Origin of the sequence: Streptococcus sp. 27098_8_73 (assembly GCF_041432495.1) — a bacterium.
Classification (GTDB): Bacteria; Bacillota; Bacilli; order Lactobacillales; family Streptococcaceae; genus Streptococcus.
The window spans coordinates 190,523-212,232 of the sequence record NZ_JAPVZT010000002.1 but is presented as its reverse complement, the minus strand read 5'-3'; the positions used below and the strand labels follow the sequence as shown (position 1 = coordinate 212,232).

At 44.2% G+C, this 21,710-nt stretch carries 21 protein-coding genes, 1 tRNA gene and 1 other RNA gene; 3 read left to right on the top strand and 20 right to left on the bottom strand.

The genetic code is table 11. The annotated features are described in order from the left end of the window. Positions 1 to 289 precede the first annotated feature (289 nt). Positions 290 to 1,816 carry an ATP-binding cassette domain-containing protein gene (locus tag O3651_RS02360; RefSeq protein ID WP_371609440.1) on the top strand — a complete coding sequence of 509 codons (1,527 nt, stop codon included), beginning with the start codon at positions 290 to 292 and terminating at the stop codon, positions 1,814 to 1,816. Between the two features lie 75 nt (positions 1,817 to 1,891). Here the strand turns inward: O3651_RS02360 and O3651_RS02355 are convergent, their stop codons facing one another. The 7 genes from O3651_RS02355 to O3651_RS02325 form a co-directional block, all read right to left on the bottom strand. Next, positions 1,892 to 3,628: an ABC transporter ATP-binding protein gene (locus tag O3651_RS02355; protein WP_371609439.1), complete on the bottom strand. Its 1,737-nt coding sequence runs from the start codon at positions 3,626 to 3,628 to the stop codon at positions 1,892 to 1,894. Further along, positions 3,618 to 5,360 carry an ABC transporter ATP-binding protein gene (locus tag O3651_RS02350; protein ID WP_371609438.1) on the bottom strand — a complete coding sequence of 581 codons (1,743 nt, stop codon included), beginning with the start codon at positions 5,358 to 5,360 and terminating at the stop codon, positions 3,618 to 3,620. Before O3651_RS02350 ends, O3651_RS02355 begins: the two co-directional genes overlap by 11 nt. 96 nt (positions 5,361 to 5,456) lie before the next feature. After that, on the bottom strand, positions 5,457 to 6,644 hold the full coding sequence (locus tag O3651_RS02345) for an MFS transporter (protein WP_371609437.1): 1,188 nt from the start codon (positions 6,642 to 6,644) through the stop codon (positions 5,457 to 5,459). 156 nt (positions 6,645 to 6,800) lie between these two features. Continuing rightward, complete coding sequence (gene asnS / locus O3651_RS02340) at positions 6,801 to 8,147, bottom strand: asparagine--tRNA ligase (RefSeq protein ID WP_371609436.1); 1,347 nt, start codon at positions 8,145 to 8,147, stop codon at positions 6,801 to 6,803. Between the two features lie 20 nt (positions 8,148 to 8,167). Further along, on the bottom strand, positions 8,168 to 8,536 hold the full coding sequence (locus O3651_RS02335; protein ID WP_313963153.1) for a VOC family protein: 369 nt from the start codon (positions 8,534 to 8,536) through the stop codon (positions 8,168 to 8,170). A 2-nt stretch (positions 8,537 to 8,538) separates the two neighbouring features. Next, complete coding sequence (locus tag O3651_RS02330; protein ID WP_371609435.1) at positions 8,539 to 9,717, bottom strand: pyridoxal phosphate-dependent aminotransferase; 1,179 nt, start codon at positions 9,715 to 9,717, stop codon at positions 8,539 to 8,541. Further along, a complete protein-coding gene (locus tag O3651_RS02325) occupies positions 9,714 to 10,202 on the bottom strand; it encodes a DUF5590 domain-containing protein (protein ID WP_371609434.1) in 489 nt (162 codons plus the stop codon). The genes O3651_RS02330 and O3651_RS02325 overlap by 4 nt, the downstream gene beginning before the upstream one ends. Before the next feature lie 85 nt (positions 10,203 to 10,287). Between O3651_RS02325 and O3651_RS02320 the strand changes: the two genes are divergently transcribed. Together O3651_RS02320 and O3651_RS02315 are read left to right on the top strand one after the other, a co-directional pair. Continuing rightward, on the top strand, positions 10,288 to 10,734 hold the full coding sequence (locus O3651_RS02320) for a MarR family winged helix-turn-helix transcriptional regulator (protein ID WP_371609433.1): 447 nt from the start codon (positions 10,288 to 10,290) through the stop codon (positions 10,732 to 10,734). A gap of 87 nt (positions 10,735 to 10,821) precedes the next feature. Then, positions 10,822 to 11,370, top strand: a complete 549-nt coding sequence (locus tag O3651_RS02315) for an NADPH-dependent FMN reductase (protein ID WP_371609432.1) — start codon at positions 10,822 to 10,824, stop codon at positions 11,368 to 11,370. Between the two features lie 55 nt (positions 11,371 to 11,425). Here the strand turns inward: O3651_RS02315 and O3651_RS02310 are convergent, their stop codons facing one another. The 13 genes from O3651_RS02310 to O3651_RS02250 form a co-directional block, all read right to left on the bottom strand. Then, positions 11,426 to 12,121, bottom strand: a complete 696-nt coding sequence (locus O3651_RS02310) for an LrgB family protein (protein WP_061422692.1) — start codon at positions 12,119 to 12,121, stop codon at positions 11,426 to 11,428. Next, on the bottom strand, positions 12,114 to 12,494 hold the full coding sequence (locus tag O3651_RS02305; protein ID WP_005590547.1) for a CidA/LrgA family protein: 381 nt from the start codon (positions 12,492 to 12,494) through the stop codon (positions 12,114 to 12,116). Before O3651_RS02305 ends, O3651_RS02310 begins: the two co-directional genes overlap by 8 nt. Positions 12,495 to 12,704: 210 nt before the next feature. Beyond that, positions 12,705 to 12,792, bottom strand: a tRNA-Ser gene (locus tag O3651_RS02300). 38 nt (positions 12,793 to 12,830) lie between these two features. Further along, positions 12,831 to 13,655 carry a DUF695 domain-containing protein gene (locus O3651_RS02295; protein WP_371609431.1) on the bottom strand — a complete coding sequence of 275 codons (825 nt, stop codon included), beginning with the start codon at positions 13,653 to 13,655 and terminating at the stop codon, positions 12,831 to 12,833. A 27-nt stretch (positions 13,656 to 13,682) separates the two neighbouring features. Further along, positions 13,683 to 14,031: a transfer-messenger RNA gene (gene ssrA / locus O3651_RS02290) on the bottom strand. A gap of 108 nt (positions 14,032 to 14,139) precedes the next feature. Further along, on the bottom strand, positions 14,140 to 14,625 hold the full coding sequence (locus tag O3651_RS02285) for a thioesterase family protein (protein WP_371609430.1): 486 nt from the start codon (positions 14,623 to 14,625) through the stop codon (positions 14,140 to 14,142). Between the two features lie 247 nt (positions 14,626 to 14,872). After that, positions 14,873 to 15,208 carry a YlbF/YmcA family competence regulator gene (locus tag O3651_RS02280; RefSeq protein ID WP_048765128.1) on the bottom strand — a complete coding sequence of 112 codons (336 nt, stop codon included), beginning with the start codon at positions 15,206 to 15,208 and terminating at the stop codon, positions 14,873 to 14,875. A gap of 18 nt (positions 15,209 to 15,226) precedes the next feature. Then, positions 15,227 to 16,333: a prephenate dehydrogenase gene (locus O3651_RS02275; protein WP_371609429.1), complete on the bottom strand. Its 1,107-nt coding sequence runs from the start codon at positions 16,331 to 16,333 to the stop codon at positions 15,227 to 15,229. Between the two features lie 16 nt (positions 16,334 to 16,349). Further along, positions 16,350 to 17,516 (bottom strand): chorismate synthase, encoded by a 1,167-nt coding sequence (aroC, locus tag O3651_RS02270; RefSeq protein WP_371609428.1) that lies wholly within the window; start codon positions 17,514 to 17,516, stop codon positions 16,350 to 16,352. A gap of 89 nt (positions 17,517 to 17,605) precedes the next feature. Continuing rightward, positions 17,606 to 18,673, bottom strand: coding sequence for a 3-dehydroquinate synthase (gene aroB, locus O3651_RS02265; RefSeq protein ID WP_371609427.1), 1,068 nt, complete (start codon positions 18,671 to 18,673; stop codon positions 17,606 to 17,608). Positions 18,674 to 18,726: 53 nt separating this feature from the next. After that, positions 18,727 to 19,581 (bottom strand): shikimate dehydrogenase, encoded by an 855-nt coding sequence (locus O3651_RS02260; protein WP_371609426.1) that lies wholly within the window; start codon positions 19,579 to 19,581, stop codon positions 18,727 to 18,729. Then, positions 19,571 to 20,248, bottom strand: coding sequence for a type I 3-dehydroquinate dehydratase (gene aroD / locus O3651_RS02255; RefSeq protein ID WP_371609425.1), 678 nt, complete (start codon positions 20,246 to 20,248; stop codon positions 19,571 to 19,573). The genes O3651_RS02260 and aroD overlap by 11 nt, the downstream gene beginning before the upstream one ends. Then, positions 20,245 to 21,408, bottom strand: coding sequence for a class I SAM-dependent rRNA methyltransferase (locus tag O3651_RS02250; protein WP_371609424.1), 1,164 nt, complete (start codon positions 21,406 to 21,408; stop codon positions 20,245 to 20,247). The genes aroD and O3651_RS02250 overlap by 4 nt, the downstream gene beginning before the upstream one ends. Positions 21,409 to 21,710: the final 302 nt, after the last annotated feature.

Below are 21,710 nucleotides of genomic sequence, written 5' to 3'. Positions count from 1 at the left end.
TTTCGGAGGTATACGGAGACATGAAAAATTAAGTCTATTTTTTAAAGGAAACTTTATTTAGTAGATTTTGTCATGTTTCTGCATATCCGCGGGACTTTCGTTTTTTTGTGCTTTCAAGCATCTATGCCTTATCTTTAGATTAATCCTGACACTCCTATGACAGTGCAAGATGAAAGCCTACAAACGAATGCCCTTATTTGGACACTTCTGTGTCTTATTTGTGCAATCTCAACAGCTCTGCTAAATAAAGCAGGGCTGTATTTTGTTTTAAAAAATAAAGGAGATATCTATGCTGCAAATAAGAAATCTAACCATTACCCACTTAAAAGACCTGAAGGAACTAGTCAAAGATTTGTCACTGACTGTCAACCAAGGAGACAAGGTCGCTATTATCGGCGAGGAGGGCAATGGCAAGTCCACCCTGCTCAAGCTCCTGCTAGACGAGCGACTGGTCAGCTCCTATGTCAGCTACAGCGGGCAGATTGATAAGTCCTATACTGCTGCTGTCTACCTGCCCCAGCAGCTGCCTTCAGAGGATGCCCAACTGACGCTCAATGACTATTTCTTTGCTGATTTTGAGACAGAACTGGACTATGCCAAGCTCTACCGCTATGCTGGAGAGCTCAACTTTGACAGCCAGCGTTTTGCCAGTCAGCAGCAGCTCTCTAGCCTATCTGGAGGAGAAAAGCTTAAAGTTCAGCTCATCAAGAAACTAGCCAGTGATTGGGATATTCTCTTTCTTGACGAGCCCTCTAATGACCTTGATATCGAAACTCTGACTTGGCTGGAGAACTTTATCAGCCACAGCCAGAGAACGGTCCTTTTCGTCTCTCACGACGAGCACTTTCTCGCTCAAGCTGCGACCAAGATTGTTCATCTGGAGCGAATCAAAAAGAAACAAGAGGCTAGAACCAGCGTCAAAAGTCTGGACTATGAAAATTACCGCCATCAGCGTCAGGAGGCTTTTGAAAAACAAGGTCAATTGGCACGGAAAGAGCGGGAAGAACATGCTAAGACCATGGAAAAACACCGACAGGTTAAGCAAAATGTTGAGAATGCCTTGAGAAATACCAAAAATGATGTCCAAGGCCGACTACTAGCCAAGAAGATGAAAAACGTCCTCTCGCAGGGCAAACGATTTGAAAAGGCAGGTGCTGAAATGACCGAAATCCCGACACAGGAAGACGCCATCAGCCTTCACTTCTCAGACATAGAAGCTCTGCCATTGACCAAAAGAATCCTAAAATTAGAAGGAATGAAACTGGAAACAGACGGACGACAGTTAGCGGAAAACCTGACTCTGGAGGTCTGCGGTCAGGAAAAAATCGGACTGATTGGTGCTAACGGGGCAGGGAAATCTACTCTACTTAAGGGAATATGGAAGATTCTGCGTGAGCGGACAGACATGCGAGTAGGCTACATGCCCCAACATTATGGAGACTTGCTGACTGATGAGATCAGTCCTTTGGACTTTCTGGCTCCCTCTGGCGACAAGTCCCTTGAAGAGAAAATCCTGACCCATCTAGCCAGTCTCCAGTTCACGCGCGACGAGGCTCGCCACCCGATTGGCCAGCTTTCCGGCGGTCAAAAAGCCAAGCTCCTCCTGCTCAAACTAGTCCTAGACCGTCCCAATGTCCTCCTTCTGGACGAACCAACCCGCAACTTCTCTCCCACCTCTCAGCCTCAGGTTCGCCAGCTTTTGGCGACCTATCCTGGCGCCATCATAGCTGTCTCCCACGACCGCATCTTTCTCAAAGAAGTCTGCCAGAAGATTTACCGACTGACGGAGGCTGGGTTGGAGGAAGTTGAACTATAAGCAAAAAGAGTTGGAAATTCCAACTCTTTTAGTTTTATTTAGTATCAATCTGTGAGCTTTAATAAAGCTCCCCTTCTACTCCTGCGCCGTCTGCATTTGGTAATAAATACCTCTGGCTGCCATGAGCTCCTGATGATTCCCATGTTCGACGATATCACCGTCTACCATGACGAGGATGATGTCAGCATTTTGAATAGTAGACAGGCGGTGGGCGATAATAAAACTAGTACGCCCCACCATGAGCTTGCTAAAAGCCTCCTGAATCAAGACTTCTGTCCGGGTATCGATTGAGGAAGTCGCTTCGTCCAAGATTAGGATTTTAGGAACAGCCAGGAAGACGCGCGCAATGGTTAAGAGCTGCCGCTGACCTTGAGAAAGGGAGGCCCCGGCATCCGCCAGATAGGTATCATACCCCTGAGGCAGTTGCTGAATAAAGAAATGAGCATTGGCCGCCTTGGCAGCTGCAATGACCTCTTCTCGGCTAGCGTCTGACCGGCCAAAAGCTATGTTGTCATGAATGGTCGCCGTCTTAAGCCAAGTCTCTTGCAGTACCATACCGAACTGCTGACGATAAGAAGCTCTGGTGTAATGCGTGATGGGAATACCGTCTAGCGAAATAAGACCACTGTCTACATTGTAAAAGCGCATGAGGAGATTGATCAGGGTTGACTTGCCAGCACCAGTCGGCCCGACAATGGCGACCTTGCTAGCTGCTGGAATCCTTATATTCAAATCCTGAATCAGCTCTTTGCCAGGCTCATAGCCAAAAGCCACATGCTCAAAGCTAATCTGTCCTTTGACATCTTCAGACTGGAGGATTTCCTGACCAGATTCCGCTATTTCTTCTTGGTCCAAAACGCTGTAAATTCGCTCCGCACAAGCTAAAGCGCTCTGCAATTCTGACATGACTGACGATATATCATTGAAAGGCTTGGTGTACTGGTTGACATAGTTGAGAAAGGTTACCAGCTGTCCAACCGTAAAGCCTGTTCCCTGAATGATTCGGACAGCCCCAAAGCCCACAATCAAAGCATAGATCAGGGCATTGATAAAACGAGTCGAAGGATTGACCGTCGAAGAATAGAAAATGGCCGCCTGAGAATAGTCTGCATAAGTTTGATTACTGCGAGTAAAAGCTGAGTCAAACTGCTCCTGAGCATTAAAAACCTGTATCAGACTTTCCTGGGTCAGACTTTCCTCAATCAACTGGGTCTGTGCCCCTCTAGCCTGCGTCTGCCGTTGGAAAAAGCTAAAACTCTTTTTTGCAATAAAGCGAGCTAAGAAGAGAGAAAGGGGCGTCAAAAGCAAAACTAAAAGCAAGAGGAAAAAGTCCAATCTGGCCATGCTAATGATAGTCACTAAAATTGTCAGCAAACCCACAAAAAACTGATTAAAAACCATCAGTAGGCCATTGCTGAGCTGCTCCAAGTCCGTCGTCACCCGACTAACCAAGTCACCGGTTCCCTGCCGATCCAGATAGGCCAAAGGCAGATAGTGAACTTTCTTGATGACACCTTGTCGGAGCTGCTGGCTATAACGATAGACCAGCTGATTATAGAGCAAGGGATTGATCCACTGAATCAGCGTATTGGCTAAGATAACCAGCAACATCTGGCCCAAAATCGGCATCAAATGTTGCTCCGCTTGAGGAAGAAGAACACTATCAACCGCATTCCCGATTAAAACTGGGAGAAGAACAGTCAGAGCCACTTGAGCCACCGTTCCCAGACTAGCTAGGAGAAAGAGCCAGCGCGCCTGCAGCAAATCTCGAGTCAAACGCCTCAAGCTGCTAGATGATTTCTTATGCTTCATGCTTGCCCTCCTCTCCTTGACTATGCTGTGAGTGATGAATTTCTCGGTAAATGGCAGAGCTGACTAAGAGTTCCTCATGGCGACCAAGAGCCACCTGTTCTCCCTTATCCAGGACCAAAATTTGATCCGCCGAGCGCAAGCTATTGGTTCGCTGAGAGATTAAGACCAGACTGGTCTCTGTCAATTCTTTCTTAATAGCCTGCAGGAGTCTAGCCTCTGTCAGATAGTCCAGAGCCGAGGTTGCATCATCTAAAATCAAGAAAGGCGCCCTCCGCAAGACAGCTCTGGCAATGGTTAAACGCTGACGCTGACCTCCAGAAAAATTCCGTCCAAAGACCTCTACAGTCGCATCCAAGCCACCTTCCTTCTGAGAGACAAAGCCTGCTGCCTGAGCAATCTCTAGAGCCTGCCACAAGTCTGCGTCTGTTGGCTTGTTTGACAATCCTAAAGTCAGATTGGAACGGACGGTTCCTTGGAAAAGCTCCGCGTTCTGAGGCACCAGACTAATCCAGGACCTCCATTCGCTCAGATTTTTAGGACTGCGTCCTTGGGAAAAGATGGTCAACTGACCAGCAGCCACAGGATAGAGATGAGCCAGCAGCTGAACCAGAGTAGACTTCCCTGAACCTGTCCCGCCGATAACACCTAAAGTCTGGCCGTTTTTCAAATCAAAAGTCAGACCAGTCAAGGCTGGACTAGCTGCATTTGGATAAGAAAAACTAACCTGCTGGACTTTAATGGCTTGATTTGGCAGAGCTGTTTCCTGCACTAATTCCTGCAGGACATCTTCTTCTGCTTGCTCGAAGACCTGATTGATGCGCCCTGCACTGATATAGCTTTGATTGAGAGAATTGACCAGCATAGCCAGCTTGAGCAATTCCACCAAAATTTGCAATAAATAATTAACCAAGGCCACTAGCATCCCTTGGGTCAGCAACCCTTTGCCAATAAAAGCATTTCCCTGCCAAATCACAGCAATCAGAGTAGCATTGACCGTAAGAAAGGTCAGAGGGCTAATCAGACTAGCCAGAGCTCCCGTCCTGATTTGCCAGGTTTTATAGAGCTCGTTGCGATTGCGAAAGGTCTGAACCTCGCGTTGGGTCTGACCGAAAGCTCGTATAACCCTCATGCCCTGTAGCTGCTCACGCGTCAGATTGACCAGCTGATCAGTCAGCTGACGAATTTGGGCATAGAGAGGATTCATCAGACGAGACATGAGGACAATAATAGCCGTTAAAATTGCCACCATGAGCAAGAACCATAAGGTAATGGCTGGACTGATAGTAAAGGCCATGATGATAGAGCCAAAAACGATAATGGGCGCCCGCAGAAAGAGACGAAGAAATTGATTGATGCCCGTCTGGATCTGATAGGTGTCGCTCGTCAGCCGGGTCACCAAGCTAGAAGTCGTCAGCTCATCCCGACTAGCCTTAGGCAAACGCAGGACTTTTTGATAGAGGTCACTTGTCATCTGGCGAGTAAAGCCCACAGCTGCCTTTGACGAATAATATTGGGCTACGACTGCTACCACCACTCCCAACGCAGCCAAGCCCATCAAAAGAAAAACCATCCAGTAGAGATGGGAGCTGTCGCGTCTAGGAATGGTCTCGTCCACAATCCCCGCAATCAAAAGCGGAACCAAGAGTTCAAAACTAGCTTCCAAAAGCTTGAACAAAGGCCCCAGCAAAGACTCCCTGATATAGCCTTTGAAATATCTCAATAAATCTTTCATACTGCCTACTTCTCCATTAAACTGTTTCTATTTTATCATAATTTTCAAAGGGAAAAAAATATTCTCCTTCTGACCAGCAGAAAGAGAACATTGATATTAGACTTCTTGTAAGTTCTGGCTTATTTTCTTTAGACCCATATGCAAAAATGGCGTTACAGCTAGTAAGAAGCCACCTAAAACTATAAAAGTCGAGTCGAAGCCAAGATTATCAATCAGCCAGCCAGTCAGAGGGAAAATGACAATCATGCTCAGGCTGAACATCATAGAATAAACACTGAGCATGGTCGCCCGTACTTCACTTGGCAGCTGCTTTTGTAAATCATTGTCAAAAATCGGCTGGAAAAGAGCATACAAGGCGTTGCTGATTAGATAAATCAAAATATAGATGATTGGCGTTCCAAAATAGGACAGCAGGTAGCTTGCTCCAGTTAAAAGAACTACTGAAGGAAAGAGTTTTAAGGCAGAATACTTCTTTCCAATCATACTCGCCAGATAGACCGATAAAATATTCAAAGCACTGCCAATTAGCATGACTACCGAAATCTGCCAATCTTTTAAGTCGAGCAATTGATTTTGATAATAAAAATAAAACATACACATCAGTGTTCCGATGATTTGAGAAAGAATCATCCAGATAAAAAGGCTGGGATTTCTCTGCAACTCCTCTTTGACTGCCCAGATAATCTTTTTCATAGTCAGGCGTTCTGCTTTCTCTGCTTTGACACTTGGCTCTTTCAGCATCCAGGTCAAGAAAAGAACGACGATAGAGGTGCCAATCATGATATAGTAGGTCAGATGCAATTGTCCATGGACAAAAAATCCAGCCCAGACCGTTCCCAAAGACCGAGTCGCTTCAGCCACCCCCGACATAAAACTGGAGATGGATAAGTAACGTTCCTTGAGTCCGGCCTCCACAGATGAATCATAGACCATGGCTACGCTTGTCCCCGAATCAAAATTATAGGACCAAGCACTAATCACCATAGCCAATGCATAAACCCAAAAGTTCCCCTGCCCGGCCAACATGAGAACAGAAGACACAATCCCAGCTATCCGACTCAGATAAAGATTGGTCTTGTAGGAAAAACGATCCGCCAACATCCCAGAAGGAATTTCACAGATGACACTAGTGGCATGAAAGATACTTTCCAAAAGGCCAATCTGCCAAAGGGACATGCCATTTTGACTTAGAAATAAAATCCAAAAACTAGTAATGCCTAGAAAGGCAAAAAATTCTACTCCGGCCATCAGGCCGATATTTTTCCGATAACTTCTTTTAAACATTTTTTCTCCTTTAACAAGTGTTTTTTAATTTCTATCCTTTATCACTTGTTAATCTGCTGTTTACATGACTCCTACCTCTTCTTTCTCTAAAATTTTGTATTTGGATTATTTCATAGTTTACTGTTGAAAAAACGCCCCATGGGCGTTTGATTCGTTTTACGGTTTAATACGGTGCAACATACGTGGGAATGGAATGGCTTCACGGATATGCTTGGTACCTGCTACAAAGGTTACCATACGCTCGATACCGATACCAAATCCACCGTGTGGAACAGATCCATACTTACGAAGATCCAAGTAGAATTCATATTCTGTCGTATCCATACCAAGCTCATTCATCTTGGCAACGAGGGCATCGTAGTCTTCCTCACGCATAGAGCCACCGATGATTTCACCATAGCCTTCTGGTGCCAGTAGGTCCGCACAAAGGACACGGTCTGGATTTCCAGGAACTGGTTTCATGTAGAAAGCCTTGATGGCTGCTGGGTAGTTCACAACAAATGTTGGTACACCAAAGTGGTTTGAAATCCATGTTTCATGCGGTGAACCGAAGTCATCACCATGTTCCAGATGCTCATAATCAGCATCCTCATCATTTTCATGCGCTTGCAAGAGGTCAATCGCTTCATCATAGGTAACACGCTTGAACGGCTCAGCAACATAGCGTTTCAGGAGTTCTACATCACGTTCCAATGTTTCCAAAGCTTGAGGAGCACGGTCCAATACACCTTGAATCAAGGCTTTGACATAAGCTTCCTGCAAGTCGAGTGACTCATCGTGAGTAACAAAATTATACTCCGCATCCATCATCCAGAACTCTGTCAAGTGACGGCGGGTTTTTGATTTTTCTGCACGGAATACTGGACCAAAGTCATAAACACGTCCCAGAGCCATAGCCCCCGCTTCAAGGTAGAGCTGACCAGATTGACTCAAGTAAGCTGGAGTTCCAAAGTAGTCAGTTTCAAACAGTTCAGTTGAGTCCTCTGCCGCATTTCCTGACAAGATTGGACTGTCAAACTTCATAAAGCCATTCTTGTCAAAGAATTCATAAGTAGCATAGATAATCGCATTACGGATTTGCATCATGGCCACTTGCTTGCGAGAACGCAGCCACAAGTGACGGTTGTCCATGAGGAAGTCAGTTCCGTGTTCTTTCGGCGTGATTGGATAGTCATTTGACTCACCGATGATTTCGATATCTGTAATGTCCAGCTCGTAGCCAAATTTTGAACGCTCATCTTCTTTGACAATCCCTGTCACATAAACAGACGTTTCTTGGCTCAAGCGTTTGATAGTATCAAACTTTTCAAGTCCTACTTCTTCGCCAAATTTCTCGATGAAGTTAGGTTTAAAGGCTACACCTTGGAAAAAGGCAGAACCATCACGCAACTGCAAGAAAGCAATTTTCCCTTTTCCTGACTTGTTGGCCACCCAAGCACCAATCGTTACTTCTTCACCAACATGATTTTTTACATCAATAATTGTTACATTTTTCTTCGACACGTTTTTTCTCTTTTCTATTTTTATTCTTTGTGGCAGACTACTTCGACATTATTTCCATCTGGGTCAATGATGTAGGCAGCGTAATAACCTGGATGATACTGACTGCGCTCACCTGGAGCACCATTGTCCTTGCCACCAGCTGCCAAAGCTGCTTGATAGAAGGCTTCCACTTCCTCTTCATTCTGAGCACTAAAGGCAAAATGCTCAGGCTCTTGTTGACCAACATTTAACCAAAAATCACCTGTCGGATCAGCGTTTCTTGGCTCTGCAAAACTCACTGCCTGAGAAATATCAAAGGCTATTTTATACCCCAAAGGAGCTAAGGTTTTCTGATAAAATAACTTGCTGGCTTCCAAATTCTTTACTTTAATCCCAAAATGATCGATCATTCCTACTTCTCCATGAAATCCTTGAGACGTTGAACCGCTTCTTTTAGTGTATCCATATCAGTCGCATAGCTGAGGCGGACATTTTCTGGCGCACCAAATCCATCCCCTGTCACCAAAGCAACTCCTACTTCTTCTAAAATCGCTGTGGTAAAGGCTGTAACATCGGTATAGCCTTTCATTTCCATCGCTTTTTTAACATTTGGGAAGAGGTAAAAGGCTCCCTGAGGTTTGACGACTTCAAAACCAGGCACTTGAGCCAGCAAGGGGTAAATAGTATTCAGGCGTTCTTCAAAGGCCAATCTCATATTTTCGACCGTATCCTGACTACCCGTCAAGGCTTCAATGGCCGCATATTGCGCCACCGCTGTCGGATTAGAAGTCGTTTGCCCTGCAACCTTGCTCATGGCTGAGATAATTTCAGGCTCCCCTACAGCATAGCCAATCCGCCAGCCCGTCATAGAGTAGCTCTTAGAAACCCCATTGATGACGACCGTTTGCTTGCGAATTTCCTCTGACAGACTGGAAATCGGCGTAAACTTATTACCATTGTAAACTAAACGACCATAAATATCGTCAGCTAAGATCAGGATATCATGCTCAACAGCCCAGTTTCCGATAGCTAGCAGCTCTTCTGCTGTATAAATCATACCAGTCGGATTGGACGGCGAGTTCAGAACCAAGACCTTGGTCTTCTCAGTGCGGACGGCTTCCAGCTGGGCAACTGTCACCTTAAAGTTGTTTTCCTCTGTCGCTTGAGCAAAAACAGGCTTTCCTTCAGCCATCAAGATCTGATCGGCATAGCTGACCCAATAAGGCGTCGGAATGATGACTTCATCCCCTGGATCAATCACGCTCATAAAGAAGGTGTATAGAGTGAACTTAGCACCCGTTGCTACTGTTACTTGATTTGGCTGAATCTCATAGCCATAATACTTGGCAAAATAGTCTACAACTGCTGCTTTCAGCTCAGGCAGGCCACTTGTTACCGTATAAAAACTGGCTCTGCCATCTTCAATCGCTGCCATCGCTGCTTGCTGAATATTCTTAGGCGTCGGAAAATCCGGTTCTCCCAAGGTCAAAGAAAGGATATCCCTGCCTTCAGCCTTTAAAGCTTTCGCTCTGGCTGCCGCCGCCAAAGTCACACTTTCTTCCATATTTAAAACACGATTGGATAATTTCATAGCCCCTCCTTGCTGAGCAATGTCTTGCTTTCAAATCCGATATTGTAATAAGTGCTTCCAGACTTAATTTCCCAAACAGGCTGACCGTCAAAGTAACCAAAAGTAGTCTTGTCAATAGAGGTCGCTCCATTTTTCTTGGCTACTTGCTCTGCCTCTGCCTGACCCATTCCATCTTGCAAGCGATAAACATAGATTTTGTTGGAATTTTTGGAAATCAGAACAGCTTCTTCCTCTTTTTTACTATTTGTCCCAATCAAGCTATAGTAGGACTCTTTGCCATTGTAAATCGAAAAGCTTGTCAGACTTTCCAAATCTGCATATTCCTTAGCGATTTTTTGAGAGCCTTCCTTGGCTGACTGCCAAGGCTTGATAGCAAGGTGCAAGATCGTAAAAAATGAAAAAACAAACGCCGTGAGGACGAGGAAAAGCCCGATGGCATAGTGCCTTATAGGAAATTTAGTCCTTTCTTTAATTTTAGGTTTCACTGAATCATTATACTACAAATAGCCTGATTTTTCTAGGACTTTTATTACATTTGCATTTATTACTACTTATTGATAAAATATTGCTATGAAAATAACTGAAAACCTAGATAACGAGACTCTACTTGACCTCAAGACAATTATCGTTCTTCATAAGGCGGAGCGCACCATTCGTAATCTCGAAGCTCAAATTTTTAAAAAGCACAATTTGACGCCTACCCAATTTTCCGTCTTGGAAACCTTATATAGTAAAGGAGAACTGCGGATTCAAGATTTGATTGATAGCATGCTGGCTACATCGGGAAATATGACGGTCGTTATCAAAAACATGGAAAGAGATGGCTGGATTAGTCGTAGCTGCGATCCCAATGATCGCCGCTCCTTCCTCATCCAACTAACCGCTCAAGGTCAGAAAAAAATCGAGGCTGTCTTGCCAGAGCACATCGCCAATATCCGCCACATGACTGCCCACCTCTCCCAAAACGACAAAGAAGATTTGGTACGGATTTTAAAAACTTTCAAAAAGCTGAGCTAAATTATTGCTAATTAGTGACAATTGTTGTAACATAGATAGTAACAAGAGGGGTACCTCTTAAATAAAGATAAAATGGAGGACACATTTATGTCTAAAGTACTATTTATTGTTGGCTCACTTCGTCAAGGTTCATTCAATCATCAGTTGGCAGCACAAGCAGAAAAAGCTCTAGCTGGTAAAGCTGAGGTATCTTATCTTGATTACAAGGATGTACCATTCTTTAACCAAGACCTCGAAAGTCCAGCTCCAGCTGCTGTTGCCAAGGTTCGTGAAGAAATCCTTGCAGCTGATGCTATCTGGATCTTCTCACCTGTCTACAACTGGGCTATCCCAGGCGTTGTAAAAAACTTGCTCGACTGGACTTCACGCGCACTTGATTTGTCAGACCCAAGCGGCCCTTCTGCCCTCAATGCCAAAGTGGTGACTGTTTCATCTGTTGCTAACGGCACTTCACCTGAAGAAGTCTTCAAGCACTACCGTAGCCTCCTTCCATTTATTCGCATGAATGTGGTTGACCAATTTACTGGTGTCGGTATCAACCCAGAAGCTTGGGGAACTGGCCAATTAGTCCTTTCAGAAGACAAGCTTGCCGAGCTTTCTGCCCAAGCAGATGCCCTCCTAGCAGCTATCCACTAAGATAAAATGAAAAACATGAAGCAAGATTTCCGAGAAATACTTCTTCATGTTTTTTTTATTTTAAGATAATGGCTGCGACGATTGGACTGACAATCACATACATGATCCCTGTCACTCCGATTGCAAGACCTGCCATGGCTCCAGCAACATGTCCATATTTGAAAGCTGTTCCTGTACCAACTGCATGCCCCGTGCCACCTAAGGCCAAGCCAACTGCTACTGGATCCTTAATTTTCAGCAGTTTAAGAATAGTCGGTCCCATGACACTTGTCAAAATACCTGTCGCTACAACAACCACCAAGGTAACAGTTGTCAAGCCCTGCATTTTATCAGTAATTCCTACTGCCATCGCTGTTGTGACAGATTTTGGGAATAGGGAAATCGCTAAAAAGAAGTCCATCCCAAAGAATTTTGCAAGCAGCGCTGTGAAAGTCGTATTGACCACTACAGCCACAAAGGTCCCTAGCAGGATACTGCGAGCGTGGTGTTTCATCAGGTGGAAGGTTTTATAAAGCGGAATTCCTAAAGCAACCGTAGACGGTACGATTAAATTGTTCAAATAAGCCCCACCGACATAGTAGTCCTTATAAGAAATTCCCGTTAATTTCAAAAAGGCAATGACCAAAATCGCTGCTAAAAGGAGAGGCGTTGTCAAAGGATGAGGAAATCTGCGGAAAATCAGCATCCCGATGAGGTAGGCCAAAATGGACAAGGCGAGGCCAAATAGCGGGTTACTCCATAGATTAGACATGATCCATCCCTCCTTCCTCATAATCGCCTTCAAAATGCTGCTTGATGAATTGTACGACAAGGGCAATGACGATCACATTTAAAACAATGGCACCAAGAATAATCAAGATAATCGGTAGCAGATAAGGAGCAATCACATGGAATTTATCCATAATACCAACCGCTGGCGGCAGAAAAAGAATAGTCATATTGGCTAACAGGAAGTTGCCGACCATACTGACATGGCGGAGCCGCAATAACTTAAACTGCAAAGCAAGAAACAGCAAGATCAAGCCGATAATACTACCTGGAATTGGAAGATGGAAGACACTTGATATCCCCTCTCCAATGATGGAAATCGAGAAAATAATCATCAACTGGACATATAACTTCATGCAAAACCTCCAAAACTTTCTATGTACAGTTTACTCTTTTTCAGAAAAATTTCAAGGTTTTTCTCAAATAAAAAAGATGGAAACGAATCCATCTGATTGCTTGCATACTATCCTCACTTCTATCTTCTGCGGGTCTAGCATTAAACAAAGTGATTATCGTTCTTCGTCCTGCTATCAAAAAAACGCCTTTAGGCGCTTCTTGAAATACAACGGAAGACATGGGATTCGAACCCACGCACGCTTTTACACGCCTACTGCGTTTCCAACACAGCCTCTTAAGCCTCTTGAGTAATCTTCCATACAAGAGAAAGACTTGCTTTCTCAAAACTTTATCCATTATACCACATTGCAGCTCCAGCCGCTATACTTTCCGTTATATTTTTTCGAAATTTCTATTAATTCCCAAACCTGTTGATTAATACTATGGAGCTCTGCAGTATCGAATCGTGATATTTCCAGTTTGTAAGGTCGAGGATCGCCTTCTTCTTTTTTCTTAGAAGAAATATTATAATCAAGAGCAGAGGCATCCCCCATAAAGGAAACACGATCATCGTAAGTCTCAAAACTAAACTGATGCCTGATTTCCCGTAGTTGACTATGGTCGTCCCCTTCTTTTTCTAGACGATACCAGATACGCTGGTTTAAAATAGATTGGTACTCATATTCATTTGGATACAAGAAGTCAAAGTATTGTTTCCAGTCAGGATCCACCAAGGTAGCTGAACTATATTGATATTTCGAAAATTGCTCCATTACTTGAGCAATAATCGGCATGTGCCGCTCTCTATCTTTCAAATAGTAATAAAATTCTATATGACCATCTGTGATGACTACTCCGACATAGATAGCCGCAATGCGCTTCATCGCTTCTGAAAGACGATCTTCGATGAGGTTCAAATCAGAAAATTCGTCATAATCTGGAAAACCTGTTTCTGGATCAACGTTCAAAATAGCAATTCTCAAACGTAGTGCATAAGTATAGGATGGATAGGGAGCGATAGAATTCAACGCTAAATTTAGACGGATACTAGCCATTCGGTCATCAATAAGGGTCGAAAAAGAGCCCCATTCATTCGGAAGATTCTCTAAATCAACAGAAACTTCCGCAATGGGTAGATGACTATCTTGACTCTTCCCTAAGATTTTTCCAAAAAAACTCATATCATCAAAAACCTCATTTACATATCCCTATGGAGCCGGTGGGAGTCGAACCCACGTCCAAACACCTGCCAACACATTTGTCTACGACCATAGGCCATGTCTTCATTTAACTCAGCTTTGACACATGGCTCAAGCCCAAACTAAGCGAGTCTATCAATCTCTTATAAAATCCCTAGACTTGATTTTACCGTAGCTTGCTCATAATAAGACCGGTCATCAGACACAAGCAATCCGAATCAGGTCACGCTGGCTGTTTTTTAGGCAGCTAAAGCGTAAGAATTGTTATTTTTTGCAGTTATATTTAACTGGCGTTTTACATCCGCTAGATGAGTCGCAAAATGTGCCGCATAATGCCTGTCGAATCCGTAACGACCCCAAGACAAGTAACTATTATACCAAAATAATGTCCTAATTGCAAAAATCAAGATAAAATTACTCAAAATATGCTAAAATTCCCTTGATATAAGGCACCAAGGGAATTTGACTACATATGATCTTTCACTGCAACTGCTACCATTTTAGCCTTGGCTCTTGGCTGTCCTGCTACCGACATCTCCATCACTATTATAGCTTTCCTTGCTCCCAACTCCTCAAGCCGCGAAGTGACGATGATTTCCTGATCAATAGGCGTCGGGCTCTGGTAATCAACTTCTAAGCGGGCTGTGATAAAGCGTCCAATGACTGTATCTTGAGTCAAGTCCAAGCCTTTTTCTTGATGGGCAAACCAAGCTGCTGAAGCCGTTCCATGGCAATCAAAAATCATAGCAATCATGCCACCAAATAGATTGGCTGGTACACCACCAGTATAGTGAGATTCTGGTCGTATTCTAGTGACACATTCCTTCCCATCCAAGCTAGGATAAGTCTTTAAATGCAGGCCTAGCTCATTTTTCGGGCCACAACCCCAGCAATGTTGAAATCGGTCGCCATATGTATCTTGAATAGCAATCTTTCTTGTTTCTAAAGCCATACCAGTTCCTTTCAAAAATCAGATTGTAAGCGTTTTTTGATTAGTATATCAGCCTTTGGAGCAATAGTAAATAGAAAGCAAGGCCAATATATTTTAATTGTTGCTATAATCTGATTTTATAAGTTTTCTACCTCTTTCTTGAATTAAAAATACTCATTTTCAGCCTTAATAGCCTTTCTAAAGCATAGAAAAACCAAGAAGGCCCGATATGGCTTCTTGGTTTCCTCTAATTTTATAACCTCTTCTATTAAAATAGTTCCTGAATCGGTTCAAAAATAATCCGTTCAATATCAGACAAGTAGATAGAGAGTTGTTGTTGCTTATTAAAGAAAGCTGATAATAAATCATTGCCTTGGATTTTATCTCCAAAACTCTGCATTTTTTCCTGAATGTCTGGAGTCGGCATTTGACCTGTTTGAGCCAGTTGCTGCAGCTCTTTCTGGAAAGCTAGGTAGTCATCAAAAATAGCCTTGGCTTCACTATCCGCATTGATAGCCTGCTTGCTTTCTACCACAGCTTTGTATTCTGGCATTTCGCGAAGTCCTCGGCTGAGTTCATTGGCTAAATCATAAATATTTGACATAGAGTTCTCCAATCTATATTAGTCTACGGACACTAGGTAATCCGTATTTTCTTTTACTATTTTAGCAGATTTTTCCAAATCTTTACGATTTTTAAAGGTAATTTGCAGAATACCGTTGATATCTTCACGGTTTTCCTCGTTGATTCGAATATTGACGACCGAAATTCCGCGCAGAAGCTCCAAAATACCCAATATCGCATCTTCTTCGTCAGGAACTTCAATAAAGAGGTCATAAAAGCTGTCCACACCCGCTCGCTTATGAATTTCCATTTGCTTGCGGCTCTGCCGTCCTCGGTCAAAAAATTCCCAGATAGCGTTCTCGTCCTTGGCCTCAATCGCTGCGGCAACCTTGTCTAACTGGTCTTTAAAATCTTCCAGCCGCTCCAAAATGGCTTGAGGATTTGTTAATAGGATAGAGGTCCACATCCCTGGCTCGCTCTCCGCAATCCGTGTCATATCTCGAAAACCACCGGCTGCAAAAGACTGGGTCAGCTCATGCTCCTGGCTATAAGCTGCCGCTTGCTCCATAAGGCTGGAGGCTAGGATATGCGGAAAATGACTGATTTGACTGGTCACTCGGTCGTGCTCAGCTGCATCCACCTGGATAAAACGGGCATGAAGACCACTCAGCAAGTCTTTCATTTCCTCAAGCGTACCTGGCTTAGTCAGATTAGAGGGGGTGAAGATATAATAGGCATTTTCAAATAAATTGACATGAGCAGCCTTGGCTCCTGTCTTGTGACTTCCGGCCATCGGGTGAGCTCCGACAAAGCGGACGGGCTTATTCTGCAGGTACTTTTCTGCAGCTGCCACAATCTCAGCCTTGGTTGAGCCAGCATCTGAGATGATAACATTTTCCTTCAGGTTCAGCTCCGCTAAGTCCTTTATAAATGCTATGGTCTGCTTGATGGGCACAGCCAGAATAATCACATCAGCCAATGAAGCAAAGGCGGCAAAATCATCCGTTACCCGGTCTACCATTCCACGTTCCAAGGCAACTCTACGCGATTCTTCACTTCGATTATAACCAAGAATCTCTATCTCAGGATGAGCTCTCCTGATACCCAGAGTCAAAGAAGCTCCAATCAGTCCCAGACCTGCGATATAGACTGTTTTTCTCTCCATGCCCTTCTCCTTACTTCTAAAAGTTCTTGACAAATTCCCGATGGCGAGCTACCGCATCCTTCAGTTCTTCCAGATTGTCCGAAGAGAACTTCTCCAGAACTTCAGTGGCTAAAACTGTTGCCACCACGCTTTCCATGACTACACCCGCTGCTGGCAGAGCCGTTGGATCGCTCCGCTCCACTGTCGCCTTATAAGGCTCGTGGGTCTCAATATCCACGCTCATCAGTGGCTTGTAAAGGGTTGGAATGGGCTTCATGACACCTCGCACCACGATTGGCTGACCATTGGTCATACCGCCCTCAAAGCCGCCTAGATTATTGGTTCTGCGAGTGAAGCCATCTTCCTCAGACCAAAGGATTTCATCCATGACTTGACTGCCCTTGAGACGACCAGCTTCAAAGCCCACGCCAAACTCAACTCCCTTGAAAGCGTTGATGGACACGACTCCTTGAGCAATCTTGGCATCCAGCTTCTTGTCCCATTGGACATAGGAGCCCAGACCAACCGGCACACCACCAACGACAGTCTCAATGACACCACCGATGGTATCCCCGTCTTTCTTAATTTGATCAATGTAGGCCTTGATTTCTTCTTCGCGCTCGGGATTGACAATGGAAACCTCTGACTGGGCAGCTTTTTCCTTGATTTCTGCTACAGTTAGATTATTCGGTACATCAATATCGATACCACCAAAGGTTACGATATGGCTGGTTACCTCTACACCGATTTCTTCCAGCAAACGCTTGGCTACTGCTCCAACTGCTACACGCATGGTCGTTTCGCGGGCAGAAGAACGCTCCAGTGAATTTCGTAAATCGTCAAAGCGGTATTTCATACCACCAACCAAGTCCGCATGTCCAGGGCGTGGTTTGGTAATCTTGCGCAGTCCTTTTTTCTTTTCATCCACATCTGCTGCGCTCATAATCTCCAGCCACTTTTGATGATCCAGATTCGTGACATTGAGAGTAATCGGACCGCCCATGGTCAGGCCATGGCGAACCCCAGACGTAATCTCGACTTGATCGCTTTCAATCTTCATGCGGGCACCGCGACCGTAACCACCCTGGCGTCGCTTGAGCTCAGCATTGATATAGTCAGCGGTCAAAGGAAGACCAGCCGGCACTCCCTCAATAATAGCTGTCAGACGAGGTCCGTGCGATTCTCCTGCTGTTAAATATCTCATACATTTTCTCCTATTTCTGGGATGGAAAAACTGGACGTCCTGTCTTTTTTCATCAAAACCGTCCAATCGTCTTAAACTCCATCTGGCACTTATTTCTTCAGAAATTCTTTCATCTCTTCCAGCGGAATCTGGTGAATGCTAGCCGAACCCAGCTCAGGCACCAGTACTAGTTTGATAGAGTTGCCTCTAGCTTTCTTATCATGGGTCAGGGCCTGATAGAGTGCATTCTCATCCCAAGGCTGGTAATCTACCGGCAAGCCAAACTTCTGACACATACTGATGATGTCTTCTGTAATTCCGGCTGGCATAAGGCCTTGCTTTTCAGCGACGCGGGAAACCTGTACCATGCCAATCGCCACAGCTTCACCATGCATAACCTTCCCATAGCCCGCCGTCGCTTCAATAGCATGCCCAATAGTATGACCGAAATTCAGATAGAGGCGGACGCCATTATCCAGCTCGTCCTCGACCACAATCTTACGCTTGACATCGCAGGAATGGTAGATGATGCTCTCCGCATGCTCCAAAATCGACTCTGGGCTGCCATCCATTTCTGACAGCTCATCCCAGAGTTCCTTATCCTCAATCAAGCCGTACTTGACCACCTCACCCATACCTTCGATCAGTTCCCGCTGACCTAAAGTATGCAAGACTTCTGGATCAATCAGAACCCCGTCAGGCTGGGTAAAAGTTCCGACCATATTCTTGGCCCAAGGTGTATTGACGCCTGTCTTACCACCGATTGAGGAGTCCACTTGGGCTGTCAGACTGGTCGGAATCTGCACGAAATGAATCCCCCGCATGTAGGTCGAAGCAACAAAGCCTGCCAAATCACCAACAACGCCACCACCCAAGGCTACAATGCCATCACTACGGGTCAGACCAACCTTGACCAAGAATTCATAGGCTTTGTTGACAGTCTTTAAGTTCTTGCTGGCTTCGCCCTCCAAAAAGTCAAAGACAAAGGCCTCAAAACCAGCCGCTTCTAAGCTCAGCTTGACCTTTTCCGCATAGAGTCGAGCGACTCGATTGTCCGTGATGATGACTACTTTCTGAGGCTGCCAAAGCTGACTCAGCCAGCTGCCAGCCTGAGACAAAGCCCCCTTTTCGATGAAAATATCGTAGGGATGATGGGGGAGATTTACATTCAATTTCATAAGCGCCTCCTTGTTTTTCCTGCTCCAACCATAGAGGAGTTGAGTACGAGTAACTATTTATACAGAGCTTCCAACTGCTGCCAAATTTCCTGACAAGGCATGGGTTGTCCTGTCCAAAGCTCAAAAGCTTCTGCGGCCTGATAAAGCAACATACCCAGACCATTCACTGCCACTACCTTCTGACTTCGAGCCCACTTTAAAAAAGGTGTTTCAAAAGGTTTATAAATCACATCCGCAACTAAAATCTGGCTCGGCAGCTGAACACTTTCTGCTAATGGCAAAGTCTTGCCATCCATACCCACACTTGTTCCATTGACCAGAAGATCTGACTGGTTAATTTTATCCTGCAAGGTAGCCAAGTCTTCTAAGTTCAAAACATGAATCCTATTCTTAGTCTGGCGGCTGATAACTGCCATCTTACTGACAGTATTAGCAAAGGAAGTCTGCCGAGTAAAGACAAAGATTTCCTCTGCCTGATCCAAAGCTGCTTGAGCAATAATCGCTGTCGCTGCTCCGCCTGCACCCAAAATGGTCATTTTTTTGCCCTGAATAGCAAAAGACGGCAAGCTCTTAAAAAATCCCTTGCCATCCGTATTATATCCTATCAATGTACCATTTTTATTCACCACTGTATTCACAGCCCCGATAAGACGGGCACTGGGAGCCAATTCATCAAGATATTGGATGACTTCCTGCTTGTAGGGCATTGACAAATTTATCCCAAACATATTATACCTTCGGATATTAGCAACGGTCGCTTCTAAATCCTCTGCTTCAATTTCCAAAGCAAGGTAGACACCATTGACAGCAGTCTTCTCAAAGGCTGTATTATGAATAAATGGTGAAATGCTATGCTTAATCGGCTTAGCAACCACTGCAGCTAGACGAGTATGGCCATCAATTTTCATTTAAAATCTCCCGAACAACCTTCATGTTTGCGAGGGAAACCTGACCTGGTGAACTCGGCTGTTCAACGCTGGCAAAAGACCAGCTCGAACCTGTCAAATCTGCAGCTAAGCGAGAAATCTTTCCGACTTTTCCCATAGAAATCGTTACATACTCTTGTTCAGGATTCAAAATCTTAAATCCACGAGTGTAGTTCATCAGATCCAACACATCCTGCTCATTGTGAGCCATAACAGAAACTTTGACCACTTTTGGTGCCAAACTCGTCAATTCTGACAAAATTTCCATCATATTTTCAGGCGTTTCCTCAAAATTATGATAGCTGAGAACTAAATTTGGAAACTCGAGCATTTCTTCAAATTTATCTTTATGCGAATAGTATTCAAAATCAACATAGTCTGGCGAATAAAAATTAGCTACTTCTTTGATAAGAGTAACATATTCATCATCTGACAGTTCAATTTCGCCACCTTCTCCGCGACTTCGCAGCGTGAAGAGCAATTCACGGCCAGCAAATTTCTCGAAAATAGCAGGAGCAACGTTGAGAATGCTCTCTTTCGGCAAAAAGTCCGCGCGCCATTCGATAATGTCAGCATCATCATAACGACTCACATCAATTGCTTTAGCCTCTTCTAAACTTCTGGGCATGATTGAAACGACTAATTTCATTTGTCCACCTTAATAGTAAAGACCTTGAGGTAATTACTATTCTCATCTTTCTTATTGTATACAAAGTCTGCTGGTAGACCATATTCCGCCAGATAGCGGTGAGGGACTCCTGCAAATCCTTTTTCAATTTCTTTTTTAAACTTACTTTTAGAAACATTAGCTGCGTTGGTCGAAAGGATCAATGTTCCTTTCGGACTCAAGATTTCCAAGGCCTGAGCCACCAAACGATGATAATCTTTCGCAACAGAGAAGGTCTGTTTCTTATTGCGAGCAAAGCTCGGCGGATCTAGGACAATTACATCATACTTCAATTCGTGACGCTTGGCGTATTTGAAGTAATCAAAGACGTCCATGACCACGAAACGATGGGGCTCTAAATCCAATCCATTGGCTTCAAAATGCGCTTGGGAAAGCTCGCGGCTACGTTTGGCCAAATCCACCGAAGTTGTTTGACTGGCACCGCCCATGGCAGCTGCCACCGAGAAAGCTGCTGTATAAGAAAACATATTGAGCAGGCTTTTTCCGCTAGCTAAGCCGTCAACCAGACTCCCCCGCACCTCGTGCTGGTCCAGAAAAATCCCAGTCATCAGGCCATCATTCATGAAGACTTGATAGCGCACGCCATTCTCCAAAACCGTAAAATAGGCTGGCGCTTCTGCTCCGTAGAGATGGGCAGACTCATAGTCCAAGCCCTTGAAGCGAATCTTCTCATAAGCTCCAGCGACCTCAGGAAAGACCTGCTGGAAAGCAGCCACTATCTGATCCTTAATTGAAAAAACAAAGGAATTGTACCAAGAGAAAACGGCGTATTTCTCATAGATATCAACCGTAAAACCGCCAAAACCGTCACCTTCTTGGTTAAACAGGCGATAGGCTGTCGTATCCTCCGCATGACGGTAATAGAAACGCTTGTCTTTGGCTTTTTCAAACAAATGCTGAAAGAAAGCGGAGTTCAGCTCTACCTTAGCATGGGAAATTAGCCAGCCAAGTCCCTTATTTTGCAAGGAGAGATAAGCCGTTCCCAAGAACTTCCCCTGCTGACTATGCAATTCCACACATTGACCGGTGAATGAAAGAGTTAGAAAATCATTCTTATCTAGAACTAAAATTCCTTTTCTCAACTTTTCCTCTGTCTGTTTATTAACAGTAAGTTTCTTCATAAGCATTATTATACCAAATATTGTGAAAATTCTCAAAGCATATTTATTATTTTCAAATAATACTTGTTTTAGTAGAAGAAATTTTCAACATTTTATATATTAAATATTTATTTTATCAGGCGGACTTTCAAGCAAGCTTCCTTACTCCTACTTTCCACTATCTATCATGAAACAAAGCCAGTTTAATTTTAGATATTCTTGCGAACAATCCTGAAGCTAGGAAATGATTGCCCTTATTAAATTACCTTACAAATAAAATAAACTAAACACTAAATCACCTCAATTTTTCCTCAACTTGAAAA

Bases quoted from the DNA above. Each gene is read 5' to 3' on its own strand.
- O3651_RS02360 (WP_371609440.1), top strand. From the start codon at position 290: ATGCTGCAAATAAGAAATCTAACCATTACCCACTTAAAAGACCTGAAG.
- O3651_RS02355 (WP_371609439.1), bottom strand. From the start codon at position 3,628: ATGAAGCATAAGAAATCATCTAGCAGCTTGAGGCGTTTGACTCGAGAT.
- O3651_RS02350 (WP_371609438.1), bottom strand. From the start codon at position 5,360: ATGAAAGATTTATTGAGATATTTCAAAGGCTATATCAGGGAGTCTTTG.
- O3651_RS02345 (WP_371609437.1), bottom strand. From the start codon at position 6,644: ATGTTTAAAAGAAGTTATCGGAAAAATATCGGCCTGATGGCCGGAGTA.
- O3651_RS02335 (WP_313963153.1), bottom strand. From the start codon at position 8,536: ATGATCGATCATTTTGGGATTAAAGTAAAGAATTTGGAAGCCAGCAAG.
- O3651_RS02330 (WP_371609435.1), bottom strand. From the start codon at position 9,717: ATGAAATTATCCAATCGTGTTTTAAATATGGAAGAAAGTGTGACTTTG.
- O3651_RS02320 (WP_371609433.1), top strand. From the start codon at position 10,288: ATGAAAATAACTGAAAACCTAGATAACGAGACTCTACTTGACCTCAAG.
- O3651_RS02315 (WP_371609432.1), top strand. From the start codon at position 10,822: ATGTCTAAAGTACTATTTATTGTTGGCTCACTTCGTCAAGGTTCATTC.
- O3651_RS02310 (WP_061422692.1), bottom strand. From the start codon at position 12,121: ATGTCTAATCTATGGAGTAACCCGCTATTTGGCCTCGCCTTGTCCATT.
- O3651_RS02305 (WP_005590547.1), bottom strand. From the start codon at position 12,494: ATGAAGTTATATGTCCAGTTGATGATTATTTTCTCGATTTCCATCATT.
- O3651_RS02295 (WP_371609431.1), bottom strand. From the start codon at position 13,655: ATGAGTTTTTTTGGAAAAATCTTAGGGAAGAGTCAAGATAGTCATCTA.
- O3651_RS02285 (WP_371609430.1), bottom strand. From the start codon at position 14,625: ATGGCTTTAGAAACAAGAAAGATTGCTATTCAAGATACATATGGCGAC.
- O3651_RS02280 (WP_048765128.1), bottom strand. From the start codon at position 15,208: ATGTCAAATATTTATGATTTAGCCAATGAACTCAGCCGAGGACTTCGC.
- O3651_RS02275 (WP_371609429.1), bottom strand. From the start codon at position 16,333: ATGGAGAGAAAAACAGTCTATATCGCAGGTCTGGGACTGATTGGAGCT.
- aroC (WP_371609428.1), bottom strand. From the start codon at position 17,516: ATGAGATATTTAACAGCAGGAGAATCGCACGGACCTCGTCTGACAGCT.
- aroB (WP_371609427.1), bottom strand. From the start codon at position 18,673: ATGAAATTGAATGTAAATCTCCCCCATCATCCCTACGATATTTTCATC.
- O3651_RS02260 (WP_371609426.1), bottom strand. From the start codon at position 19,581: ATGAAAATTGATGGCCATACTCGTCTAGCTGCAGTGGTTGCTAAGCCG.
- aroD (WP_371609425.1), bottom strand. From the start codon at position 20,248: ATGAAATTAGTCGTTTCAATCATGCCCAGAAGTTTAGAAGAGGCTAAA.
- O3651_RS02250 (WP_371609424.1), bottom strand. From the start codon at position 21,408: ATGAAGAAACTTACTGTTAATAAACAGACAGAGGAAAAGTTGAGAAAA.